23 protein-coding genes and 1 pseudogene are annotated in these 20,945 nt (G+C 72.2%); 8 read left to right on the top strand and 16 right to left on the bottom strand.

Annotation, left to right across the window (positions count from 1 at the left end):
* Positions 1 to 364 precede the first annotated feature (364 nt).
* Complete coding sequence (locus ACQEU6_RS31360) at positions 365 to 1,966, top strand: GMC family oxidoreductase (protein WP_499336638.1); 1,602 nt, start codon at positions 365 to 367, stop codon at positions 1,964 to 1,966.
* A gap of 20 nt (positions 1,967 to 1,986) precedes the next feature.
* Here ACQEU6_RS31360 and ACQEU6_RS31355 read toward each other — a convergent pair whose 3' ends face one another.
* The 6 genes from ACQEU6_RS31355 to ACQEU6_RS31330 form a co-directional block, all read right to left on the bottom strand.
* Entirely contained in the window at positions 1,987 to 2,418 is a 432-nt protein-coding gene (locus ACQEU6_RS31355) for a protein-tyrosine phosphatase family protein (protein ID WP_499336637.1), read from the bottom strand.
* Entirely contained in the window at positions 2,415 to 2,969 is a 555-nt protein-coding gene (locus tag ACQEU6_RS31350; RefSeq protein ID WP_499336636.1) for a CGNR zinc finger domain-containing protein, read from the bottom strand. The genes ACQEU6_RS31355 and ACQEU6_RS31350 overlap by 4 nt, the downstream gene beginning before the upstream one ends.
* 47 nt (positions 2,970 to 3,016) lie before the next feature.
* Complete coding sequence (locus ACQEU6_RS31345; RefSeq protein ID WP_499336635.1) at positions 3,017 to 5,518, bottom strand: ATP-dependent Clp protease ATP-binding subunit; 2,502 nt, start codon at positions 5,516 to 5,518, stop codon at positions 3,017 to 3,019.
* A gap of 288 nt (positions 5,519 to 5,806) precedes the next feature.
* Positions 5,807 to 5,944, bottom strand: coding sequence for a hypothetical protein (locus ACQEU6_RS31340; RefSeq protein ID WP_499336634.1), 138 nt, complete (start codon positions 5,942 to 5,944; stop codon positions 5,807 to 5,809).
* Between the two features lie 40 nt (positions 5,945 to 5,984).
* Complete coding sequence (locus ACQEU6_RS31335) at positions 5,985 to 6,965, bottom strand: threonine ammonia-lyase (protein ID WP_499336633.1); 981 nt, start codon at positions 6,963 to 6,965, stop codon at positions 5,985 to 5,987.
* A 47-nt stretch (positions 6,966 to 7,012) separates the two neighbouring features.
* Positions 7,013 to 7,687, bottom strand: a complete 675-nt coding sequence (locus ACQEU6_RS31330; protein ID WP_499340399.1) for an NmrA family NAD(P)-binding protein — start codon at positions 7,685 to 7,687, stop codon at positions 7,013 to 7,015.
* 83 nt (positions 7,688 to 7,770) lie between these two features.
* On the opposite strand from ACQEU6_RS31330, the gene ACQEU6_RS31325 reads away from it, so the two are divergent.
* On the top strand, positions 7,771 to 8,172 hold the full coding sequence (locus tag ACQEU6_RS31325; RefSeq protein ID WP_499336632.1) for a hypothetical protein: 402 nt from the start codon (positions 7,771 to 7,773) through the stop codon (positions 8,170 to 8,172).
* Between the two features lie 58 nt (positions 8,173 to 8,230).
* On the opposite strand, the gene ACQEU6_RS31320 is transcribed toward ACQEU6_RS31325, so the two are convergent.
* From ACQEU6_RS31320 to ACQEU6_RS31310, 3 genes and pseudogenes are all read right to left on the bottom strand, one after another.
* Positions 8,231 to 8,758: a potassium channel family protein gene (locus ACQEU6_RS31320; RefSeq protein WP_499336631.1), complete on the bottom strand. Its 528-nt coding sequence runs from the start codon at positions 8,756 to 8,758 to the stop codon at positions 8,231 to 8,233.
* A 173-nt stretch (positions 8,759 to 8,931) separates the two neighbouring features.
* Entirely contained in the window at positions 8,932 to 10,269 is a 1,338-nt protein-coding gene (gene gdhA, locus ACQEU6_RS31315) for an NADP-specific glutamate dehydrogenase (protein WP_499340397.1), read from the bottom strand.
* A 190-nt stretch (positions 10,270 to 10,459) separates the two neighbouring features.
* Positions 10,460 to 10,657 (bottom strand): annotated as a pseudogene (locus tag ACQEU6_RS31310) (DUF4360 domain-containing protein); the annotation flags it as partial.
* Between the two features lie 496 nt (positions 10,658 to 11,153).
* On the opposite strand from ACQEU6_RS31310, the gene ACQEU6_RS31305 reads away from it, so the two are divergent.
* The 3 genes from ACQEU6_RS31305 to ACQEU6_RS31295 all read left to right on the top strand — a co-directional run bounded on the left by ACQEU6_RS31305 (position 11,154) and on the right by ACQEU6_RS31295 (position 12,987).
* Positions 11,154 to 11,756 carry a GntR family transcriptional regulator gene (locus ACQEU6_RS31305; protein WP_499336630.1) on the top strand — a complete coding sequence of 201 codons (603 nt, stop codon included), beginning with the start codon at positions 11,154 to 11,156 and terminating at the stop codon, positions 11,754 to 11,756.
* 35 nt (positions 11,757 to 11,791) lie between these two features.
* The gene (locus ACQEU6_RS31300; RefSeq protein WP_499336629.1) at positions 11,792 to 12,463 is read left to right on the top strand and encodes a GntR family transcriptional regulator; all 672 of its coding nucleotides are present in this window, start codon (positions 11,792 to 11,794) and stop codon (positions 12,461 to 12,463) included.
* A gap of 356 nt (positions 12,464 to 12,819) precedes the next feature.
* The gene (locus tag ACQEU6_RS31295; protein ID WP_499336628.1) at positions 12,820 to 12,987 is read left to right on the top strand and encodes a hypothetical protein; all 168 of its coding nucleotides are present in this window, start codon (positions 12,820 to 12,822) and stop codon (positions 12,985 to 12,987) included.
* A gap of 32 nt (positions 12,988 to 13,019) precedes the next feature.
* Here ACQEU6_RS31295 and ACQEU6_RS31290 read toward each other — a convergent pair whose 3' ends face one another.
* Both ACQEU6_RS31290 and ACQEU6_RS31285 read right to left on the bottom strand, forming a co-directional pair.
* Complete coding sequence (locus ACQEU6_RS31290; protein WP_499336627.1) at positions 13,020 to 13,376, bottom strand: DUF488 domain-containing protein; 357 nt, start codon at positions 13,374 to 13,376, stop codon at positions 13,020 to 13,022.
* Positions 13,377 to 13,459: 83 nt separating this feature from the next.
* Positions 13,460 to 13,858 carry a hypothetical protein gene (locus tag ACQEU6_RS31285; RefSeq protein ID WP_499336626.1) on the bottom strand — a complete coding sequence of 133 codons (399 nt, stop codon included), beginning with the start codon at positions 13,856 to 13,858 and terminating at the stop codon, positions 13,460 to 13,462.
* Between the two features lie 104 nt (positions 13,859 to 13,962).
* Between ACQEU6_RS31285 and ACQEU6_RS31280 the strand changes: the two genes are divergently transcribed.
* Positions 13,963 to 14,154 carry a hypothetical protein gene (locus tag ACQEU6_RS31280; protein WP_499336625.1) on the top strand — a complete coding sequence of 64 codons (192 nt, stop codon included), beginning with the start codon at positions 13,963 to 13,965 and terminating at the stop codon, positions 14,152 to 14,154.
* Positions 14,155 to 14,233: 79 nt separating this feature from the next.
* On the opposite strand, the gene ACQEU6_RS31275 is transcribed toward ACQEU6_RS31280, so the two are convergent.
* Both ACQEU6_RS31275 and ACQEU6_RS31270 read right to left on the bottom strand, forming a co-directional pair.
* Positions 14,234 to 15,037 (bottom strand): hypothetical protein, encoded by an 804-nt coding sequence (locus tag ACQEU6_RS31275; protein ID WP_499336624.1) that lies wholly within the window; start codon positions 15,035 to 15,037, stop codon positions 14,234 to 14,236.
* A gap of 9 nt (positions 15,038 to 15,046) precedes the next feature.
* Positions 15,047 to 15,298, bottom strand: a complete 252-nt coding sequence (locus ACQEU6_RS31270) for a hypothetical protein (RefSeq protein WP_499336623.1) — start codon at positions 15,296 to 15,298, stop codon at positions 15,047 to 15,049.
* A gap of 455 nt (positions 15,299 to 15,753) precedes the next feature.
* On the opposite strand from ACQEU6_RS31270, the gene ACQEU6_RS31265 reads away from it, so the two are divergent.
* Positions 15,754 to 16,095, top strand: a complete 342-nt coding sequence (locus ACQEU6_RS31265) for a PucR-like N-terminal domain-containing protein (RefSeq protein ID WP_499340395.1) — start codon at positions 15,754 to 15,756, stop codon at positions 16,093 to 16,095.
* 260 nt (positions 16,096 to 16,355) lie between these two features.
* Here ACQEU6_RS31265 and ACQEU6_RS31260 read toward each other — a convergent pair whose 3' ends face one another.
* Positions 16,356 to 17,948 (bottom strand): CocE/NonD family hydrolase, encoded by a 1,593-nt coding sequence (locus tag ACQEU6_RS31260; RefSeq protein ID WP_499336622.1) that lies wholly within the window; start codon positions 17,946 to 17,948, stop codon positions 16,356 to 16,358.
* A 128-nt stretch (positions 17,949 to 18,076) separates the two neighbouring features.
* Here ACQEU6_RS31260 and ACQEU6_RS31255 point away from each other — a divergent pair, with 128 nt between their 5' ends.
* On the top strand, positions 18,077 to 18,982 hold the full coding sequence (locus ACQEU6_RS31255) for an arginase family protein (protein ID WP_499336621.1): 906 nt from the start codon (positions 18,077 to 18,079) through the stop codon (positions 18,980 to 18,982).
* A gap of 20 nt (positions 18,983 to 19,002) precedes the next feature.
* On the opposite strand, the gene ACQEU6_RS31250 is transcribed toward ACQEU6_RS31255, so the two are convergent.
* Positions 19,003 to 20,118 (bottom strand): hypothetical protein, encoded by a 1,116-nt coding sequence (locus ACQEU6_RS31250; RefSeq protein WP_499336620.1) that lies wholly within the window; start codon positions 20,116 to 20,118, stop codon positions 19,003 to 19,005.
* Positions 20,119 to 20,260: 142 nt separating this feature from the next.
* On the bottom strand, positions 20,261 to 20,878 hold the full coding sequence (locus ACQEU6_RS31245) for a transposase family protein (RefSeq protein ID WP_499336619.1): 618 nt from the start codon (positions 20,876 to 20,878) through the stop codon (positions 20,261 to 20,263).
* Positions 20,879 to 20,945: the final 67 nt, after the last annotated feature.

Here is a 20,945-nt window from a genome sequence, read left to right as displayed (position 1 = left end):
ACCGCCGAAACGGCGCCGCGGGGGCGCGGCCGGACCAGTGCAGGCAGAAAAGCGAACCAGCCGATTCCGGTCGGGAGATTTGGCACCGTTCTCCGCAACCGCACGCCGGTGGTCGGCGACGTCCGCCGACCGGGCCCGCCGCGGACCGCCGACCAGGCGGGAAAGGGCGCGGGCGGAGGTGAGGTTCCGGTCACCGGGACACCCCTTGGAGGCCGGTCCCCGCCCTTCTACGATCGGGCCACCCATTTCTGTCGCCCGACCGGCGGGGACTCCCGCGCCCGGCCGGACGGCGGCGCCGACAAGGGCCAGGCGCGGGCCCTCGTTAGCGGTCGCCTCGCTGCACGGCGTCCGCTGAGAGGAACACATGGACCGGAGCGCTGATTACGTCGTGGTGGGGGCCGGCAGCGCCGGCTGCGTGCTGGCCAGGCGGCTGGCCGAGTCCGGGGCGAGCGTCGTCCTGGTGGAGGCGGGCGGTCCGGACAGGACGCCGCTGGTCCGCAAGCCGGGGCTGATCGCCGTCTTCCACAACGTCCCGCAGCTGAAGAAGCGGCTGGACTGGGGCTTCTACAGCACGCCGCAGAAGAGCGCGCTCGACCGGAGGATCCCGCAGGTCCGGGGGCGCGTCCTCGGGGGCTCGGGGTCGATCAACGGGATGCTGTTCGTGCGCGGCCACCGCAGGAACTACGACGACTGGGCCGCCGAGGGCTGCACCGGATGGGGCTTCGACGACGTCCTCGGCAGCTACCGGCGGATGGAGAACTGGGAGGACGGCGCCTCCGACCTGCGCGGTGCGGGCGGCCCCATCCAGGTGACCCGGCAGCGAGACCTCACCCCCGCCTCCGAGGCATTCATCGAGGCGGTCGCCCAGACGGCGGGCGTCAAGCGCAACGACGACTACAACGGCGCCGAGCAGGAGGGTGTGGGGATCTTCCAGCAGAGCGTCGCGGACGGCCTGCGCTACAGCTCGTCCGTCGGCTACCTGGACGACCACGGCCTGCCGAACCTGACGGTCCTGACGAACGTGACCGTGCGGCGGGTCGTGATCGACAAGGGGCGGGCCACGGGCGTCGAGGTCGCCGGCAAGAAGGACGGTGCGACGATCCGGGCGTCCCGGGAGGTCGTCCTGTCGGCGGGGGCGTTCGGCTCCCCGCACCTGCTGATGCTGTCCGGCGTGGGCCCGGCCGCCCATCTGAGGGACCACGGCATCGAGGTGCGCTCCGACCTGCCGGTCGGCGACAACCTGCACGACCACATGTTCGTGCCGATGACGTTCGTCATGGACACGGCCCGCCACAGGGGCACCGCCCCCTACTTCGCCAGGGGCGTCGCCAAGGAGTGGACGAGGGGCGGGACGTGGGTGGCCCGCAGCGTGTTCGAGGCGGTCGGCTTCGTCCGCAGCGGGCAGGCGGGCGCGGTGCCCGACATCCAGTTGCACGCGTTGCCGTGGTCGTACCCGTTCCCGAACCAGGACGCGCCGGTGCGGCACGCCGTCGACAAGCGGTCCGCGCTCACGATCATGCCGACGCTGATCTACCCGAAGAGCCGCGGCACGCTCCGGCTGGGGTCGGCGGACCCGTCCGCCCCGCCGGTCATCGACCCCGGCTACCTCACCGAGCCCGACGACGCCCGGCTGCTGCTGGACGGCATCGAGCTCGTCCGCGAGGTCATGGCGAGCCGGGCCATCGCCGGGGACGTCAAGGAGGAGCTGTCCCCCGGGCCGCGGTACCCCGGCCGGAAGGCGCTGGCCGAGGAGCTGCCGAACCGCGCCACGACCGTCTACCACCCCGTGGGATCGTGCCGGATGGGCGTCGACGAGCGGGCCGTCGTCGACCCCGGGCTGCGCGTGCGCGGCATCGAGGCGCTCCGCGTGGCGGACGCGTCGATCATGCCGAGCATCATCGGCGGCAACACCAACGCCCCCAGCATGATGATCGGCGAACACGCCGCACAGCTGATCCTCGGGTAGGGCCGGCCCGGGGGACGGTGTCAGGGCGGGAAGCGGGTCACCCAGCGGCGTTGCCAGGGGGTTTCCACGGCGCGCGGGTGGTGGTGCTCGCGCGTCCAGGCGACGGCCTCGGCCGGGGCCGCGCCCGACAGGACGGCCAGGCAGGCGATGACCGTTCCGGTGCGTCCGACGCCGCCTCCGCAGGCGACCTCGACGGCCGCGCCGGAGCGGGCCCGCTCGTGCAGGGCGCGGATCCGCCGGACGGCCTCGTCCCGGTCGCGGGGCAGCAGGAAGTCCGGCCAGTCGATCCAGACGGACGGCCAGTCCAGCCCCGGCTCGTGCCTGCGGCGGAGGCGGCCGGAGCCCAGGTAGAGCCCGAAGTCGGGGGCCGGGCCGTCCGGGAGCGGGTTCCGCAGGCCGCGGCCCCGGACGAGGGTCCCGTCCGGGAGCGGGATCGCGCCGGTGAGCGTCATCGGGCCACCGCCCGGCGGCGCGCACGGTGGTTGGCGACGTTGAGCCTGTTTCCGCACAGCTCCGGCCTGCAGTAGCGGCGGCGGCCGGCGCGGCTGGCGTCGGCGAACACGCCGCCGCAGCCGGGGGCGGCGCACGCACGGAAACGGCCGTGGCCGAGCGCCCGGACGAGGCCGAGCAGCGCGACGCCCGCGAGGGCGGCGACCTCCGCGACGAGGGCGGCGTTCCGGGCGGTCGGCACGTACCACTGCCACCGGCCGGACGGGTCGCGGCGCAGTACGGGGGCGAGCCCGGCGTGCCCGGCCAGCAGCGCCGCGCGCTCCACCGCCTCGTCCTCGGTCTCCGACCGCATGACGGCGCGCACCTCGCCGCGCAGGAGGCGGACCTTCTCGACGTCCGCGGCGGTCGGCGCCGCGAGGTCGTACGCCGCGAGCAGGCCCGCCAGGTCGCCGGGCCCGGAGAGCGCCTCGGCGCCCCGGACGTCCGGCGACGTGGCGACCAGGTCGTTCGCGACCTCGACGCCCGCCGCGTAGTCGGCCAGGGGAATGAGCACACGTCCTCCCGCACCCGTTCGTAAGGGTTATAGGACGACTGTAACCCTTACCCAGTGGCGACGTCGAACTGGAGGCCGCCGTTCACCGCGGACACGTCGACGTGCCCGCCCTGCCGCAGATCGCCGGACAGCAGCAGGTCGGAGAGCTCGTCGTCCACCTCCCGCTGGATCGTGCGGCGCAGCGGCCGGGCCCCGAACTCGGGCTGGTAGCCGCGCTCGGCGAGCCAGTCCACGGCCTCGGTGCTGAAGGTGACGGAGACGTCCTGGGCGCGCAGGCGGCGGCGCGTCTCGTCCAGCAGCAGGTCGGTGATCTGGCGGAGCTGGCCCTCCTCCAGCCGCCGGAAGACGATGATCTCGTCGATCCGGTTGAGGAACTCGGGCCGGAACGACTCGCGCAGCCGCCGCATGATCCGGTCGCGCAGCCCGCCGCCGCCGTCGCCGGACGTGCCGAAGCCGATCTCGGTGGTGCCGGTGATCAGCTCCGAGCCGAGGTTGCTCGTCATGATCACGACGGTGTTGCGGAAGTCGACGGTGCGGCCCTGCGCGTCGGTGAGGCGGCCGTCGTCAAGGAGCTGGAGCAGGACGTTGAACACGTCCTGGTGCGCCTTCTCGATCTCGTCCAGCAGGATCACCGAGTACGGCTGGCGGCGGACGGCGTCGGTGAGCTGCCCCGCCTCCTCGTAGCCGACGTATCCGGGCGGAGCGCCCATCAGGCGGCTGACGGTGTGCCGCTCCTGGAACTCGCTCATGTCGAACCGGATCATCCGGTCCTGGCTGCCGAACAGGGCCTCCGCCAGCGCCTTGGCCAGCTCGGTCTTGCCGACGCCGGTCGGGCCGAGGAACAGGAACCCGCCGATGGGCCGGTCCGGGTCGCCCATCCCGGCGCGCGACCGCCGGACGGCCCGCGCCACCGCCGCGACCGCGTCCTCCTGCCCGATCACGCGCTCGTGCAGGTGCCCCTCCAGGTTCGACAGGCGCTCCCGCTCGGCCTGGGTGAGCCGGGTGACGGGGACGCCGGAGATCCGGGAGACGACCTCGGCGATGTCCTCCGTGGTCACCTCCGGGACCGTGGCCGGGCCGCCGTTCTCCAGCGTCGCGGTGAGGTCCTTCTCCAGCCGGCCGACCTCGTCGCGCAGCTCGGAGGCGCGCTCGTAGTCCTCGTCCGCGACGGCCTGGTCCTTCTCGCGGCGCCGCTGGTCGAGGCGCTGCTCCAGCTCGCGGCGCCCGCCGTCGCGCGTGGAGCGCAGCCGGACGCGGGCGCCCGCCTGGTCGATGAGGTCGATCGCCTTGTCCGGCAGGAACCGGTCGGTCAGGTAGCGGCTGGACAGGTCGACGGCCGCGACGAGCGCCTCGTCGGTGAAGCGCACCTGGTGGTGCGCCTCGTACCGGTCGCGGAGGCCGCGCAGGATCTCGACGCTGTCGTCGGTGCTCGGCTCCGGCACGAGGATCGGCTGGAACCGCCGCTCCAGCGCCGCGTCCTTCTCGATGTTGCGGCGGTACTCGTCGATCGTGGTCGCGCCGACGACGTGCAGTTCGCCGCGGGCGAGCGGGGGCTTCAGCATGTTCCCCGCCGACATCGCGCCCTCCGCGCTGCCCGCGCCCACGATCGTGTGGATCTCGTCGATGAACACGACCAGCCCGCCGGCGTGCTCGCGGATCTCGTCCACGAGCTTCTTCAGCCGCTCCTCGAAGTCGCCCCGGTACCGGGTGCCCGCGACGACCCCGCCCAGGTCGATCTGGACGATGCGCTTGCCGCGCAGCGTCTCGGGGACCTCGTCGTCGACGATCCGCTGCGCCAGCCCCTCGGCGATCGCGGTCTTGCCGACACCGGGGTCGCCGATCAGCACCGGGTTGTTCTTGGTGCGCCGCGAGAGGACCTCCACGGTCTCCTCGATCTGGTCCTCGCGTCCGATCACCGGGTCGATGCGTCCCTCCCGGGCGAGGGCGGTCAGGTCGCGTCCGAACTCGTCCAGCGTGGGGGTCCCGCTCGGCTGCCCGCCGCCACCGCCGGGCGGCGGCTGCCCCGGACCTCCGCCGGACGCCGCCTGCTGCAGCGAGTCCGGCGTCACGTGCTCGTGGTCGAGGATGCGCCCGGCGCTCGACCCGCGGTCCAGCGCCAGCGCGAACAGCAGGTGCTCCGGCCCGATGTAGGACGACCCGAGCGCCCGCGACACCTGGTGCGAGTCGAGCAGCGCCCGCTTGGCCGAAGGGGTCAGCTCCGGCGGGACGTCGCGCGGCTCACCGCGCCGCGCATGGTCCTCGATCTCCTCCCGGATCTTGTCCGGGTCCGCGCCGGCCCGCGCCATCCACTGCCGCGTCCCCTGCTGCCGCGTCGCCGCCCACAGCAGGTGATCGGTGTCCAGATCGCGGCTGCCCCACTGCGCCGCCTGCGCGGCGGCGTCCCGCACCAGGTCCCGCGCCGGCTCGCTCATCAGCCGCGCGATGCTGATCCGCTCCATGGGCCGCCGGTGCGCCCGCGCTCCGAAGAAGCGGGCGAGCATCTCCTCGAACGGGTCCATTCCCCCTGGCCCGTACCATCCCGCGGTCATCTCCGAAAACCCCCCGGTAGTCGAAGGACACGTCATAACAACGGACTTCCCCCTGCCCATGGCATGCCCCAGGAAACCCCTGCGCCAACCGTCCCGCGGCATGGCTCCCGCTTTCGCGGCGGCCCGGCGCGCGGGCGCCGCGACCGGTCAGGAATCGGGAAGCGCCCTTGACCGGGCCGCGCCCAGCGTGAGGTCAACGGATACCAGTACGGCCGGCCGGAGGCAGGCGCTGGCACGGAATCAGCAGGTGAAAGCACGCGAGAGCGGCGCCCCGGGGCTCGACGCTACTCACCCACGGTCCGTGAACATGTAGCCGGCTGCCATGCGCCGAGGCTCATGGGCGACGAGTCGTTCGAAGCCGACCTCGTCCAGCCGCGTCAACAGGAAGTCGAGCAGCTCTTCGACGAACTGCTCGAAGCGCGCCATCCTGGGATGGTTCCACAGGCCCGTCCTGGCGGCGGGAGGTTCAGGACGTGTGATCGGGGCCCGCGCCGACCCAGCGGCGGTAGGCGCTCGCGTCGACATTGGCGCCGCACACGATGGTGACGACGTGCCGGCCGGCGAAGCGGGGGCGGTCTTCGAGGATCGCCGCGACGCCGAGGGCGGCCGACGGTTCGACGACGAGGCCGGCGCCGTCGAGGAGCATCCGCATGCCGGCGATGATCGACGCCTCCTCGACCAGGACGGCGTCGTCGGCGACCGCGAGGAGGTCGTCCAGCACCTCCGGGATGGGACGCCGTCCGGCGACGCCGTCGGCGATGGTGTCGGTCGACTCGGTGGTGACGACGCGCCGCTCGCGCCAGGAGCGCGTCATCGCCGGGGCGCCCGACGGCTGGACGCAGATCACCTCGACGCCGGGCGCGAAGGTCTTGAGCACGTGGCCCACGCCGGTGGCCAGCGCCCCGCCGCCGAGCGCGACCAGGACGGCGTCGATCGTCGGCGCGGAGTCGAGCAGTTCCAGCCCGATGGTCGCCGCGCCCTCGCAGGTCTCGATGTCCAGGCTGTCCTCGACGAGCCGGATGCCGTCGTGCCGCGCGATGGCCGCCGCCCGTTCGCGCGCCATGTCGAAGTCGCCGTCCACCAACTCCAGCCCGGCGCCCAGCGCGCGGATGCGGTCGAGCTTGGCCGCGGGGGCGAAGCGGGACGCCACGACGGTGACGTCGAGCCCCCGGCCGCGCCCGGACCAGGCGAGGGCCTGGCCGAGGTTGCCCGCGCTGGCGCAGACCGCCGCCCGGGGGCCGTTGCCGGCGAGAAGCCCGGCGACGACCTCGGTGCCGCGCCCCTTGAAGCTCCGGACCGGATTCGCCGTCTCCAACTTGACGCTCACCGCGCACCCGAGGGCGGTCTCCAGCGCCTCGCAGCGGTACAGCGGGGAGTCGAGGAAAACGGGGTCGATCGTCCGGCGGGCCGCCCGTATCCGAGCGATGTCGAGCCGCGTCTTCAGCACGACACGGCACCCTACCGGCGGGGCCTTCGGTCTCCGGGGGCGGCGCTTCAGGGGGCGGCGGCCTCCAGTTGCGCCGTGAGGCGGGCCTTGCCGGAGTGCTTGAGCCAGGTGCGGAAGTCCATGACGTCGGGGTGGGCCTTGCGCAGCGGAGCGAGGTCGGTGTCGTAGTAGGCGGCGTCCGCCCAGGTGAAGACCTTCGCGACCTCGGGGGCGTGCTTCCACAGGGCCTCGACGGGAATCCTGGTGTGCGGGACGGGACGTCCCGCCGCCGCGCCGAGCGCCTCGGCGATCTGCGGGGCGGTGAGCCGGTCGCCGGTGATCTCGATGGCCTTGCCCAGGTGGCCGTCCGGGCCGGCGAAGGCCCGGGCGGCGAAGGCGCCGGTGTCGTCGACGGCGATGAGCTGCATGACCAGGTCGTCGCGCCAGGGGACGTTCAGCGAGCCGTTCTGGAAGAACCGCGCGGGGCTGGTGAAGTCCTCCATGAGCCCGGCGGGCCGGAGGATCGTGGCGGGCACGCCCAGCTCCCGGATGTGCTGCTCGATCCGCCACTTCTCGATCCGCCCCCAGCCCCGCTCCACGTAGAAGCGGTTCTGGCTCTCCGCGCCGCCGACGGACGAGAACACCATGTGCCGCACGCCCGCGGCCTTCGCGGCGTCCGCGACGTTGACGCCCTGGTCGAGCTTGTTCGGCGCGGTCTTCGCGCGGGAGGTGCTCCGCGCGATGGACGAGCTGCGGCGGGCGCTCCAGCAGGACCCGGGGGGTCTGCCTCCTGCACGGCTTCGCCCGCGCGTACTTCCTGGCGATCATGGACCGGCCGCTGCTGCGCGGCCTGCTCCTCGGCGATCCCCACCTGCTCGGGAAGCTGACCGGCTCTCCCGACACCGCGCGCGACGACCGCCACGCCGCGATGGCGCGCGACTACCTCGAACTGCTCGCCGAGCACGGCCTTCTCCGCGACGACCTGAGCCTGGACGAGATCGGCTACGCCTACCAGGCGACGTTCGAGGGCTTCCTGCGCGCCGAGGGCTCCGCCCCTGCGGGCGCCCCGGAGCGGCACGCCGAACTTCTCGCGCGGACCGTCCGGCATGCGTTCGGGCGCGAGGCGGCCCCCGATGCCCCGCTCCAGGACCTCGCCGCCGCTGCCGCCGGCCTGCTCAGTGATCTGATCGACGCCGACCGCGCCGCTTCCGGCCTGCTCGACTTCTGAGCCCGGCCCGTCCGACGCGGGCGGACGCGGGGCGTCGGCCGCCCCTGCGGTCGGGTCGTCAGCCGTCACCCGATCGGTGTTCGCCGCGGCCGGGGAGTTCCCCGAAGTGGAGAGGCTCGCCGGTTCTGCGTTCGACGCCCTGCCGCATCGCCTCCAGGAAGACCTTGGCCACGACGCCCAGGAAGACCAGGTCGCCGAGCATCTGGAGCGCCGTCAGGGCGCGGGCCGTCTGCGAGATCGGGACGATGTCACTGAAACCGACCGAAGTGAAGATCGTGATGGTGAAGAACAGGGCGTCGATGTGCGTCAGCGGCTCGGAGAAGCCGGGCGGGGTGTCGTGGCTCATCAGGCGGTAGCTGGAGGCGAACAGCAGCAGGAACAGCGCGACGGTCGTCCCCAGCGCCTCGATGGCGCGCAGCCGCGGGGAGGACGAGTGTGCGATCGATCTCGCCTGCCACGCGACGAGCACTACCAGGGCGAGCAGCGCGACAGCCAGCACCACCCCGGTCAGTACCGAGAACGTCCTGTTCAACGGGGCCGTGAAGTAGACGGCGACCAGAGCCACCGTGGTCAGCGACGTGCGCACGGCCACCTGGACCAAGGGCCGGAAGCGAGCTCTTCGCGGTTGCGCGTTCACTCTCCGTCCATGCCCAGGACGGGCCTGCCTGAGCCCCGCGGCGGCCCAGGATCGGTGACGGAGGTCTGGGCCGCGTGCCGCGCGGAGGCGGGGCGCCCCCCGGGCGGGAAGTGAACGGCGTCCTAGATGAGGCCCTGGGCCAGCATCGCGTCGGCCACGCGCTCGAAGCCGGCGATGTTGGCGCCGACCACGTAGTCGCCGGGGGCGCCGTAGCGGTCGGCGGTCTCGTAGCAGGTGTCGTGGATGCTCGTCATGATGGCCAGCAGTTCCTCCTCCACCTGGGAGAAGGCCCAGGAGGCGCGGCTCGCGTTCTGCCGCATCTCCAGCGCGCTCACCGCGACGCCGCCCGCGTTGGCGGCCTTGCCGGGGCCGAACGCGACGCCCGCGTCCTGGAGGACGTGCACGGCGTCCGGCGTGGTCGGCATGTTGGCGCCCTCCGACACGGCCTTCACGCCGTTGCGGATCAGGATCGCGGCGGCGTCGGCGTCCAGTTCGTTCTGCGTCGCCGACGGCAGCGCGATGTCGGCGGGGACGTCCCACACCCGGCCGCCCGGGACGAACCGGGCGGAGGCGCCGCGCAGGTCGGCGTAGTCGGAGACGCGGCCCCGGTCGACCTCCTTGACCTGCTTGAGCAGGTCGAGGTCGATGCCCTTCTCGTCCACGACGTAGCCGCCGGAGTCGGAGACGGTGATGACGTTCGCGCCGAGCTGCTGCGCCTTCTCGATGGTGTAGATCGCGACGTTGCCGGAGCCCGAGACGACGATCTGCTGGCCGTCGAGGTCCTCGCCGCGGCGGCGCAGCATCTCGGCCGTGAACATCACGTTGCCGTAGCCGGTCGCCTCCGTCCGGACCGCGGAGCCGCCCCACAGCATGCCCTTGCCGGTCAGCATCCCGGCCTCCCACCGGTTCGTGACGCGGCGGTACTGGCCGAACAGGTAGCCGATCTCGCGGCCGCCGACGCCGATGTCGCCGGCCGGGACGTCGGTGTGCTCGCCGACGTGGCGGTGCAGCTCGGTCATGAACGACTGGCAGAAGCGCATGACCTCCGCGTCGGAGCGGCCGTGCGGGTCGAAGTCGCTGCCGCCCTTGCCGCCGCCGAGGCCGAGGCCGGTGAGCGCGTTCTTGAAGATCTGCTCGAAGCCGAGGAACTTGACGATGCCGAGGTTCACCGTGGGATGAAAGCGGAGCCCGCCCTTGTACGGCCCGAGCGCGCCGTTGTACTCGACGCGGAAGCCGCGGTTGACGTGGATCTGACCGTCGTCGTCCTGCCACGGGACGCGGAACATGATCTGGCGCTCCGGCTCGATCACCCGCTCGACGAGCTTGGCGGTGGCGAGGCCCGGCCGCGCGGCCAGCACCGGGCCGAGGGACTCCAGCACCTCGTGCACGGCCTGGTGGAACTCGGCCTCCCCCGGATCGCGGCGCAGCACGCCCGCGTAGGTCTCCTCCAGGACGGCCATGGTCTCGGGCGGGGCCGGCAGGCGTGAGGCGAGGGGCATGTGAGGATCCTTCCTAGAGACCCCCTCACTCTAAAACCCGTTCCGAGTGCTGCTGGGACGCCTCGCCGCAGCGACCCCCGCCCGGACGGCGGCCGGGCCGCGTCCTCGCTGGTCAGAGGGCGCGGCCCGGCGTGCCGGGGTGGGGGTCCGGTCAGCCCGGGCACTTCTTCCACGCGAAGTGGTAGGTCGTCCTGACGCTCCCGTCGGTGGAGTCGAAGGCCATGAAGCTGGTCTTCGCGGCGTCCGATGTTCCCCTGTAGACGCGCAGCTCGGTGTTGATGTTGAAGTTGCGGTCCTCGCCGCACGGCTTGAAGACGAGTTGCGCCACGTCGTTGGTGTCGGTGAACTGCCAGTTCCTGGACGGGGTTGGCCTGGGTGTTCCTGCCCGTTCCGGACGCTTCCGGTCTGGTGGCGTCTGCCCAGGTCAACCCCGCTTTTCCGGGGTGGGGCGCCCACCGGGATTGGGTCGGTTCCCGTCCGTTCGGGGCCGTTGCGACCCCTCCGGATGACGTGGTGTTGACGCGGTGATGACGCCTTGGGCGGTGCTTCTGCGCTGGTCACGGCGCTGTCGCTTGGACCGCAGAAGGCACGGGCCGCAACGGTGTGGGTGGCCGGATGCGGCCTTGACCGGGGCGGCGGGCTGCTAGCCTCGCGGGCTTCGGGCTGCCCTTGGGGCTGCCCACATCAGGCCGGGGCGGCCCGTCGGAGGGGTCCCCGGTCAAGGCCGCATCCGGCCGCCCGCGCGCACGCTTGACCCTCATGACCACGACCGCCAAGAGTCCCTCACGCAGGTGTCGTGGAGCTTGGGCTACGGGGAATGCGGTGGAGTCGTTGATCGCTGAGATGTGCATCCCGGAGTCGGCGAGCACCATAATGGGTTTCGCGGGAAGTGGCAGGAAGGGCGAAGTGCTGTGTGGATCGTGAGTTCGCTGCCGTACCTGTCTCCTCGACAGGAGGGCGAGGTTGATGCTTGGACGGAGGAAGCCGCAAGTGCTGGCCGCGTCGGCACTCAGCGCCTACGCGGGGTGTCGCTGGAGGTCCCACCTTCAGACGTGTGTTCGGCCTTGGGTCTCGCTCCGGGAGAGGTCGCCGTGAGCCGGCGCAGAACCATGCTGCTCGACGGTCAGCCTGTGGAACTTACCGACTCGTGGTATCCGACAGGAATCGCGGAGGGGACGGCTCTGGCCACTCCGGAGAAGATCAAAGGCGGGGCCGTGACTCTGCTTGCAGACATGGGCTATGAGGTGCACGAAGCTCGGGAGGACATCGTGTTTCGAGGTGCTACCGAAGATGAGGCCGCCGAGCTCGGCCTGACTCCTGGCACGCCCGTGATCGTCCTGTCGCGCACCTGTTTGAACGTTGAAGGCGTGGCCTTCGAAGCATCGGTGATGGTGATGATCGCCGAGGAGCGCCATCTACGCTACCGACTGGTGGCGGGTTCACGTTGACCCAACGAGCGGACGACCGGCCTCCGTACCAGCAGATGGCGGCGGAGGTGCGGGCGCGGATCATGGCCGGGGACCTGGTGGCGGGTACCCAACTACCTTCGACAGCACACCTGGTCGCGGAGTTCGGCGTTTCGAACACCACCGTCCAGAAAGCCCTGGCGGTGCTCAAGGCCGAGGGCTACCTGACGAGCCGTCAGGGCAAGGGTGTTTTCGTACGGGACCGCCAGCCGTTCCGGGTGGAGGTTGGGGCCTACTTCGAGCCGACGCCTGGCGGCTACTCCTACGAACTGCTTGAGGTCGCGGAGCTACCGGCACCGAACGATGTTGCGGCGGCGCTGGGCATCGGCGCAGGAGAGCGGGTGCTCGTACGGCGGAGACTGCTGCGCCATGCTGCTCGGCCGGTCGAGGTCGAGTGGTCGTACTACCCGCTGGAACTGGCGGCCGGTACGGAGTTGGCCGGGTCGCAGAGGATCCCCGGCGGAGCGCCGCGCGTCCTGGCTGACCTGGGATACGACCTTCAGCACTTCGTAGACGCTGTGTCCGCCCGGATGCCGACGAACGAAGAGATCGATCTCTTGGCACTGCCAGACGTTCCGGTGATCAGGCAGTTCCGGGTCGCCTACTCTCACGATGACCGGCCCGTAGAAGTATCGGTGCTGGTCAAGGGTTCTCACCTGTACGAACTGGTCTACCGCTTGCCAGCCTGACCACCCTGGTAGAGGCACCTGTTCCGGGTGGCAGGCCCTCTCGCATGACTACCACTTGTGTACTTATCGCGAGTATCATTAAAGTCTCCCCTGAGTGCGACACCGGAACGTTCGGTGACGACTCAAGCGCGCTGAGCTGCACCAACGGCTGGAGGGCCTGGCTTTCCGGACAGAGGCAAGAGATCAGCGGTAGATCAGAGCGGCCCCGGCCCGACGCGGCTATGTCGGGGGACCCAGGGTCTAGCCCGACTGGAAGGAGTCGGACCAGTGGGAGATGTGAGGGCCAGGCGGCTGGAGGCATTGGCGGCGGCCGATGCGGTGGCGAAGGTGTTCAGGTCGGCTGGGCGGTGGTCGTGATGGGCGGCTATGCGGTGCAGGGGCCTCCTGGGACCGCGAGTGGCCTGCTGACGATGGAGTTCGTGGCGGCGCTGACGGCTCCTGGTCAGGTTCGGACGATGGTGGGGCTGCGGCTGGCGGGATGGGGGCTGGCGCGGTGGCGGAACGACATGGAGGCCACCCCGTAGGGGCGACCGTGAGGGAGTTCGGCCGGCGGGGGTCAGGAGGAGTCGCGGAGCCTGGCGGCGATGACGGCCGCCTGGCTGCGCTCGACGTCCTTGGTCGCGGTGAGCAGGGTCACGGTGCCCTGCCGGGCGAGTTCCCGCAGGTGGTCGAAGGCCGCCGCGCGGTCGGGCTCGGCCAGTTCGGCGTCGTACCGGCGGGTGAACTCCTCGAACCTGGCGGGGTCGTGGCCGTACCACTTGCGGAGCTCGGTGGAGGGGGCGACGTCCTTCTCCCACTCGTCCAGGCGGGCCTTGTCCTTCGACAGGCCCCGCGGCCACACCCGGTCGACCAGGATCCGCGCCCCGTCGTCGGCCGTCGGCGCCTCGTACACCCTGCGCAGCCGTACCTCCATGGCGCGTCTATACCCCGGGCCGCGGAAGTGACGCGCGACCTCATGGCCCCCTGCACACGAGGCCCTCCGGCGGGCCCTCCGGGTCACTGCGGCATTCGGGGACGTCCTGGCGGCGGCGTCAGGGGCGGGCGGCTCGACCCGTCGAGATCCGGTGAGGCCGGGCGGGGCTCGCCAAGGTCGCGTCCCCTGAAGGGGCCGTTGTCGCCGCCCGTGTCTCTGCCCGGCCCGTTCTCCACGGTCCTGCGGCGGTCGGCCGCGGCGCGGCGGGCGAACTCGGCGGCGGCCGTCCGCCGGGCGAACTCGCCCGCGAGGGCACGGCCGAGGACGTCGTCGTCCGGGCGGTGCCTTTCCAGATAGGCGAGGGCCTCGGCGAGTTCCGCGGTGGTCAGTCGCCGTACCGGCTTCCCCGTCCAGGGCGGAGGTCCGGCGGAGGAGACGCCGGACGCTCCGGCGGGAGGGGCGGCGCGGGGTTCGGTGCTCACGGCGGGGTCCTTTCAATTCCGGTACCGGCAAAGCCTTTTCAGGGCCGGCCGCGGGGCGGCGCGGCGCAATGGGCCGCATTCGTGTCACCGAATAGGATCGGCACGTGCATTGGTGGAACCAGCAGGCGTGCGAGGCGGCCGCGGAGGCGCAGGCCGCCGACCCCTCGCCTGGGAATCTCATGGCCGCCGCGCAGGTGCAGGCGCTCGTCTCGATGGCGGAGGCGCTGCACCGCATCGCGGCGGCGCTGGAGGCGCGGGACGATTCCGCGGCGGCCCTTTCCGGCCAGCCGAGATAGCCGCCCGTCCCGCGGGCGTCCGTCCGGCGAAAATACCGGTGCGCCCTGGCGAAGGGGCGCACCGGTATTCCTCGGAGTGTCAGGCGTCGCTGAATGATTTGCGTTCCGCCCTGCCGTTCGCGCTCGGCGCGAGGCGGGAGGCCTTGGCGACCGGGGGCCGGGCCGGGGCGGTCTCGACCAGGTGGTCGTGGTCGGTCGCCGGGGCGGCCGGGCGCCGCTCGGGTTCGGCCGCCGGGCCGGCCCCGTCGCGGGGGCGGTCCCGCAGCCGCCGTGCCGCCTGCCGGAGGGCGCGCTCGCCGACGAGCCGCGTCAGCTCCAGCCCCCAGCAGTCCAGCTTGTCGGCGTCGGTGAGGTCGTCGCGGCCGCTCAGCTCGGCCGCCAGGCCGCCGAGCCGCTGGGCCTCGGCGAGGTCGAACTCGCGCATGAGGTGGCAGCACAGCTCCGCGAGGGCGGCGTGGTCGCGTTCGAACGACAGCCCGGCCAGGTCGTCGTGCGACAGCCTGCTGAGCGCGCGTTTGCGTTCCATCTCGCCGTCGGCGATCCGCAGGATGCCGTTGAGGAGGGCGACGGGGCCGGCGCCGGCGCCGCGGCCCTGCGCGGGGGCGAACGACATGCGCAGCACCGCCGCGGAGCCGAGCCCCGCGGCGATGACCCGGACGACCACGAGGCTCGCCGGGGGTGTGGTGGCGGGCAGCCCGAACGTCCAGCCGGAGGCGGTCACCGCGATCAGCGCGACGACGGCCGCGCTGGCGTTGACGAAGACGAACAGCAGCCCGCCCGGGGAGAGCAGGGCCGCGGCGGGCCGGTCGCGGTAGCGCGCGACGAGCTCGGCGAAGCCGATCGCGCCGCCGATCAGGGCGGCGAGGAGCATCTCGATGGTCATGATCTTCCTTTACGCGCTGCGGGCGGACAGCCGGCCGAACGGTGGCTCCTCGGTCCTGCCGCGGCGGGGCGGCAGGGCGGCCGGGCGTCGCCGGGCCGCCGCCCCCGCGCGTTCGACCTCCAGGAAGACCAGCAGCCACTCGGCCGGGCCGGAGGCGGTCCCGGAGTGCGTGCGCAGTGCCTTCTCCCGGGCACTGAGAAAAGCCAGCAGCCACCGGACGGGGCCGGACGCACCGGCGGCGGCCCGAATTCGTGAATCCATGCGGGAGACCATTCCGCAGCCCCGCACCGAAGTCGACTCCCCCCGGGTCAATTTTTCGACCCAGGCTCACAGAACGACCATTTCCCGTCAGATCGGAAAAGCTCGCCCCGCATCGCGATCTTCGTCTTCTTGACGCGGGACGCCGGAATACGGGAACGGGCGCGGGGATACCTTTGCCCGGACTTTCACCGGCGCCCCCGGAAGGCCGCGAGGGGAGATCCCCATTTATGCGGCGGAGCCCGCCCTCGCGCCGCCGGCCCCGCACCCCGCGACACGCCGGGGGCGCGGGCTCCCGGATGTCAGCCGGGTGACAATCCCCTCCAAACCTTTCCGAACATGCCTATCGGATCGTCGCTCCCCGAACGGAGCCTGAGGGCAGTCGGCCTCAGGAGGGCGCGCCATGAGTCGGACCGTCCCGTCCGCCGGGCGGCGCTTCCCGCTGTCCGGGCTCCCGCCTGAGGTCGCCGGGCCCCTGCGGCCCCACCTGGAGACGGCCGCGGTGGAGATGGTCGAGGAGATCCAGGGCCTCGTCCCGGAGTACGCGCCCGCCGGAGAGCCGCTACGGACGGCGGATGCGCTGGGCGGTCCGGGAGACCGTCCGCCAGTTCGTGGACGCCATCGGCCGCCCCGACATGCAGTGGGAGAGCGTCACCGGCATCTTCGAGGGGATCGGCGCGTACGAGGCGCGCAAGGGCCGCAGCCTGGACGGGCTGCAGGCGGCGGTCCGGCTCGACCAGGGCGACCTGCGGCTCTCCCCCGCCGCCCGGCACGGACGGAGGGGCCACTCCCCCGAGTGACCCCTCTCCCCCCGTTCCGCCGTCGCGGTCTCGGCGCGGACGCAGAACGGCCGCTCCCCCCGAAGCGGCTCGCGCCGGCCGACTGGCGGATGCGAAGAACGTAGCGAGGGGTGCGACGGCGCATCGCGGCTTTGCCCTGGCTTGTCGACGAACGGACCGCGGTGTGCGATGAGTGGAACACGTTGGGCGTCCGGCCGCGACGGGCGGCCGGAAGGTCTCGGCTGAGCGTCGGCCGGGCGGCCTCGTCCGCGGCGGGACGGTCAGGGTTTCCAGAGAGGGAGGTGGAGCGCGGAGGGATGGGCCGCGTCGCGGAGGATCTCGAAGCGGGTGCGCCGGGACGCGACGGCCCGGCCCGCGGGTTCCGCGGTGCCGTGGTTGCGGGCGAAGCGGGGGAACGCGCCGCCCGCGAGCATGACGCGCAGGCGGTGGCCGCGCCGGAAGCGGTAGGCGGTCGGATGCATCTCGATCTCGGCGCGGACGATCCCGGTGGACGTGATGCGCAGGATGCCGTCGGTGACGTTGCGGGAGACGCCGCTGCGGTCGACGTCGCAGAGCCGGACGAACAGGTCGCCCCGGCCGGTGCTGGTGCGCACGTGGATCGTCGCCGAGACGGGCCCGATCACGTCGAGGTCCCTGGTCAGCGGCGCGCCGGTGAGGACGGCCACGTCGCCCCTGCGTTCGAGGGGGGCGTTGTCGCGCTGCTTCCCCTTGCCCGGTGACAGGAGTGGCCCGCCGACGTTCGGGGTGGGGTCGAAGGGGTCGTAGGTGAACGTGGCGGGATCCGCGTCCGGCTCGTCCCAGACGAGGCCGTGGGACAGGTAGAGCGGCGTGGGTTCGGTCTCAGGTGGGGGCCACTGGTCGAAGTCCAGCCAGGTGTCTGCCTGTTGCAGGTGCAGCCTTACCGGCGCCCTGCGGAGCTGGGCTTTGTCGCCGTTCAGGTGGGCGTTCAGCCAGGAGACCTGGTCGTGGAGCGTCGCACGGAGGGCCTTGGCGTCGTGCCCCCAAGGGCCGATGGTGATGCGGACCTGGCGACCCTCCGCGTGCAGGGCGGTGAAGTCTCTGAGCTGGCCGCGCAGGAAGAGGTCCCACCAGCCCGTGACCATCGTGGTGGGGGTGGTGGTCGCGGGGACGGCGGCGCTGTGGTCGGTCGCCTCCCAGAAGTCGTCGCCGGGCTCGGCGTGGGCGGCGACTTCGCGCAGGAACGATTCGGGGCGTCCGATGGCCGCGAGGTCGGCCTCGCCTACCGGCAGGTGCCGCATCGCCTGCCGGACGCGCCTGTTGTGGAACGGCCGCCGCTTCTCGTCCTGCGTGCCCATCAAGGACGACCAGACGAGAGTGTTGTGCAGGGCGAGTGCACCACCGGGGTAGAACGAGCTGGCGAACTCGGACGCGGTGATGCCCAACCCCATCGCTGCCAACGGCGGGTCTGCGTAGGGTGCGACGGCCCACTCGGCGAACCCGAGGTAGCTGGCGCCGACCATGGCGACCCTTCCGTCGCACCAGGGTTGCGCACGGAGCCACTTGAGCGTGGCCAAGCCGTCGTCCTTCTCGTCGTGGAAGGCGTGGAACTCGCCACCCGAGCCGAAGACGCCGCGCACGTTCTGCACGACGACCTGGAACCCGCGCCGGGTCAGGACGCCGGTGAACAGCCGGACGACGGCCTGCCGTTTGCCGTACGGGGTGCGCATCAGCACGACGGGGAGCGGTCCCGCGCCGCGCGGCCGGTCCAGGTCGGCGACGAGCTCGGTGCCGTCCGGCATGGGCACGCGCAGGTCCCGCACCGACTCGACATGCGGCGACGGCGGCTCGGGCAGGCCGAGGAGGCGGTCGACGAGTCGTCCCGAAGCGGTCATCGGACGCCCCTTCCCGTTGTGTCCGGCCGCCGCCCGTCGCCGCGGCCGCTCCCGGGCCACGGCCGTTGTCCGGGGTCCCGGCAGTCGGGCGATGTGCCCGAGGTGTCTCGGTGTTCTAGATTGCAAGAATGATCGCAGTGCTCGACGCACCGTCCAACCTGGGACTCCGTCCGCCGCGCGAGGGCCACGAGCCCGGCGTGCGCCGGCTGGCGCGCGCACTGCGCGGCCACGGCATCGTCGGCCGCCTCCAGGCCGAGGACGCCGGCCGCGTGGACCCGCCGCCCTACGTGTTCGGCCCGCACCACGAGACCGGCTACCTGAACGGGCCCGGCCTCGCCGACTACACCGAGCGTCTCGCGGCCCGCGTCGGCGAGGTGCTGGACCGCGGCGAGTTCCCGGTCGTGCTCGGCGGCGACTGCGGCATCCTGCTGGGCCCCATGCTCGCGCTGCGCCGCCGCGGCGTCCACGGGCTGGCGCACCTGGACGGGCACGACGACTACTCGCCGCGGCGGGACCCGTCGGCCGCCGCGGGGCGGCTGACGGCGGGCGGGACGGCGCTCGGCCTCGTCACCGGGCACGGTCCGGCCGCCCTCACCGACGTCGAGGGGCTGGGCCCCTACGTGCGGGAGGAGCACGTCGCGCACATCGGCGTCCAGCGGGAGCCCGAGGACTTCGAGCTGTTCGACCTGGACGCCTTCGATGCCTCGCGCGTGCGGCGCTTCCCGATCGAGTACATCCGCGAGCACGGCGCGGACTCCGCCGCCGAGGGGGCGCGGGCGCATCTGGAGGCCGCGCCGATCGAGGGGTACTGGATCCACCTGGACGCCGACATCCTCGACAAGAGCGTGATGCCGGCCGTCGACTCCCCCAACCCGGACGGTCTGTCGTTCGAGGAGCTGACGTCCGTCCTGGGGACGCTGGTGGCGAGCCCCCGCGCGGTCGGTCTCCAGGTGGCCATCTACGACCCGGAACTGGATCCGGACGGCATGGCCGGTGCGGCCCTCACCGACACGGTCGTCGCGGCGTTCTCCTAGGCCGTGACGGCCGATCGGGGTCAGGGTGCCGTCAGGCGGTCGTATTCGTAGAGGACGCTGGCGAATTCGCCCGTCGGCACCTCGCAGGTGTGGCCGGGCAGCCACAGGTGTTCCAGGCGGACGGTCTGGACGTCCATGCGGATGTGGCAGGCGTTGCCCGTGTGCTCCCAGCCGGGACGTGCCGCGCGGACGACTTCCAGGTGGTGGCGGTGGCTCTGCACGTCGTGGAGCAGGAACGCCGTGAGGACGTGCCGTGGCCCGTAGACCGAAGGCGTGAACGCGCTGGCGCTGGACGCCGCGGACGCCAGGTCCACACCGGAATCGGCGAGTTCGGGGAAGAACACCTTGACGCGCCGGACGACGCCGCCGATCTCGATGGGCTGGCAGGGGAGCCGTAGGACGGCCTCCGGGTCGACGTAGCCGTGCACCGGCACACCGGCGACGACGCCCGACCACGCCCCTGGAATCCCGTTGAGGAAGCGGGCCTGGGTCAGAGCGTTCCCCAGCTCGCCCATGACGCGTTCCGGGTCGATGCCCTTCGGCATGAAGGTCTTGGTGCCGCTGCGTAGGCGCTTCCCCGATTCGTCCAGGACGGCGAGGTCCGCCCAGCAGGCGCCCGAGCCGGTCTCCATGACGCCGTGCGGGATGCAGCCGTCGGGGTGCGGGGTGAGCCCGGCGAGGTCCTCCAGCACGGCGCGCGGGGTCTGGACGAGGCCCCATCCCTGCGTCCGCCGGGACACCGAGCCGAGGGCGAGGGAGGCGGCCATGGGCTCGCCGTTGCCCGGCCCGCCGAGATCGCGCTCCAGGCTGCGGCGGCTCCTGAGGGCGCCGACCTGGTGGAGGTACTCGTCCAGGCATCGCCGCAGGACGGCCGGTTCGAGGTCGCAGGACGCCCATCCGGCGACGTCGCGCACGTGCACGGTCGTGCCGTCGAAGTCGAGGCGGTGGTAGCGGTACTGCTCCTGCCAGGGCAGGGCCGCGCCGTCGCTCAGCCGCCCCTGGGCGCGCGCTATCGCGGAGACGTCGTCCCCCAGGTCGTTGATGAGAAAGTCGCGCAGCGGGGCGTGCAGGGGGTCGGTCTCCACCGCCACCCTCACCCCATCGCTGCGGAACCGCACCGGAAGCGACATCGCCATTCGGGTGATTATGCCTACAAGCGAAGATCATCACCGGTAGGGCTGAATGTTCGTTCCAATCGGGCAGGCCTCCCCGGCCCCGTCTCCTCGGCCTACTGCTCGTCCGCCATGTACGGGAGCGCGGGCTCGTACAGACGTTTTCTCACTGACTTTCAGGTGATCCGGCGGTGTTCGAATGGACCAGGACGAGGGCGGCCCGGACGAGATCGCCGATCCGGCCGGGGCTGAGGGTGATGTGCTGGAGTGTGGTCCAGCGTTCGGCGAGCAGGGCGAAGCCGCGTTCGCCCAGGCTGCGCAGCGCGCGCGGCAGGGCGTTGTAGGTGCGGTTGTCGACGTGGAGTTCGCCGCCATCGGTGGGCTGCTTGAACGGGATATGGACGCCGTGGCCTGCGCCGTCGTAGCCGGGGTCGGCCAGGATCGGCAGCACGCGGGAGGCGGTGATGTCGACGGTGTGGCCGGGTTCGACGTCGCTGGTCCAGATCGGGAACCCGTCGGGTTCGAACAGGGCCTGGATGTTGCCGCCGAAGTCGTGGGTCTTTCCCGGGTACCAGGAATCGATCTGCTCGCCCTTGACGCTGATGGTGCTCAGGCGGCACCGGTCGGTGTCGAATATCTTCCCGTCCAGGATCAGGTGCCCCAGCCCGTCGGCGACGGCGCGTTCGAGAGCCTCGTGCAGATCGGGTGCCCGATCGGCCAGGACGTCGATGCCCTCGTGCAGGTACCGGTAGGCGGTGGCCTGGGAGATGCCGAAGGCGTTCACGGGAGACGTCGAGCATGGCAGGGTGGGTGGCCACGCGCAGCTTGCGCGCGTGGTCGCAGCCGTGGAT

This window comes from Spirillospora sp. CA-108201 (assembly GCF_050936235.1).
Classification (GTDB): domain Bacteria; phylum Actinomycetota; class Actinomycetes; order Streptosporangiales; family Streptosporangiaceae; genus Spirillospora.
The sequence above is the reverse complement of the archived record's forward strand: the minus strand, read 5'-3'. Positions and strand labels throughout refer to the sequence as shown.

What these genes read in the sequence shown, in the direction of transcription:
- ACQEU6_RS31300 (WP_499336629.1), top strand. Translation starts at nt 11,792, where the DNA reads ATGGCGGCGGAGGTGCGGGCGCGGATCATGGCCGGGGACCTGGTGGCG.
- ACQEU6_RS31360 (WP_499336638.1), top strand. Translation starts at nt 365, where the DNA reads ATGGACCGGAGCGCTGATTACGTCGTGGTGGGGGCCGGCAGCGCCGGC.
- ACQEU6_RS31355 (WP_499336637.1), bottom strand. Translation starts at nt 2,418, where the DNA reads ATGACGCTCACCGGCGCGATCCCGCTCCCGGACGGGACCCTCGTCCGG.
- ACQEU6_RS31255 (WP_499336621.1), top strand. Translation starts at nt 18,077, where the DNA reads ATGATCGCAGTGCTCGACGCACCGTCCAACCTGGGACTCCGTCCGCCG.
- ACQEU6_RS31260 (WP_499336622.1), bottom strand. Translation starts at nt 17,948, where the DNA reads ATGACCGCTTCGGGACGACTCGTCGACCGCCTCCTCGGCCTGCCCGAG.
- ACQEU6_RS31290 (WP_499336627.1), bottom strand. Translation starts at nt 13,376, where the DNA reads ATGGAGGTACGGCTGCGCAGGGTGTACGAGGCGCCGACGGCCGACGAC.
- ACQEU6_RS31250 (WP_499336620.1), bottom strand. Translation starts at nt 20,118, where the DNA reads ATGGCGATGTCGCTTCCGGTGCGGTTCCGCAGCGATGGGGTGAGGGTG.
- ACQEU6_RS31275 (WP_499336624.1), bottom strand. Translation starts at nt 15,037, where the DNA reads ATGACCATCGAGATGCTCCTCGCCGCCCTGATCGGCGGCGCGATCGGC.
- ACQEU6_RS31340 (WP_499336634.1), bottom strand. Translation starts at nt 5,944, where the DNA reads ATGGCGCGCTTCGAGCAGTTCGTCGAAGAGCTGCTCGACTTCCTGTTG.
- ACQEU6_RS31345 (WP_499336635.1), bottom strand. Translation starts at nt 5,518, where the DNA reads ATGACCGCGGGATGGTACGGGCCAGGGGGAATGGACCCGTTCGAGGAG.
- ACQEU6_RS31295 (WP_499336628.1), top strand. Translation starts at nt 12,820, where the DNA reads ATGGGCGGCTATGCGGTGCAGGGGCCTCCTGGGACCGCGAGTGGCCTG.
- gdhA (WP_499340397.1), bottom strand. Translation starts at nt 10,269, where the DNA reads ATGGCCGTCCTGGAGGAGACCTACGCGGGCGTGCTGCGCCGCGATCCG.
- ACQEU6_RS31270 (WP_499336623.1), bottom strand. Translation starts at nt 15,298, where the DNA reads ATGGATTCACGAATTCGGGCCGCCGCCGGTGCGTCCGGCCCCGTCCGG.
- ACQEU6_RS31325 (WP_499336632.1), top strand. Translation starts at nt 7,771, where the DNA reads ATGGACCGGCCGCTGCTGCGCGGCCTGCTCCTCGGCGATCCCCACCTG.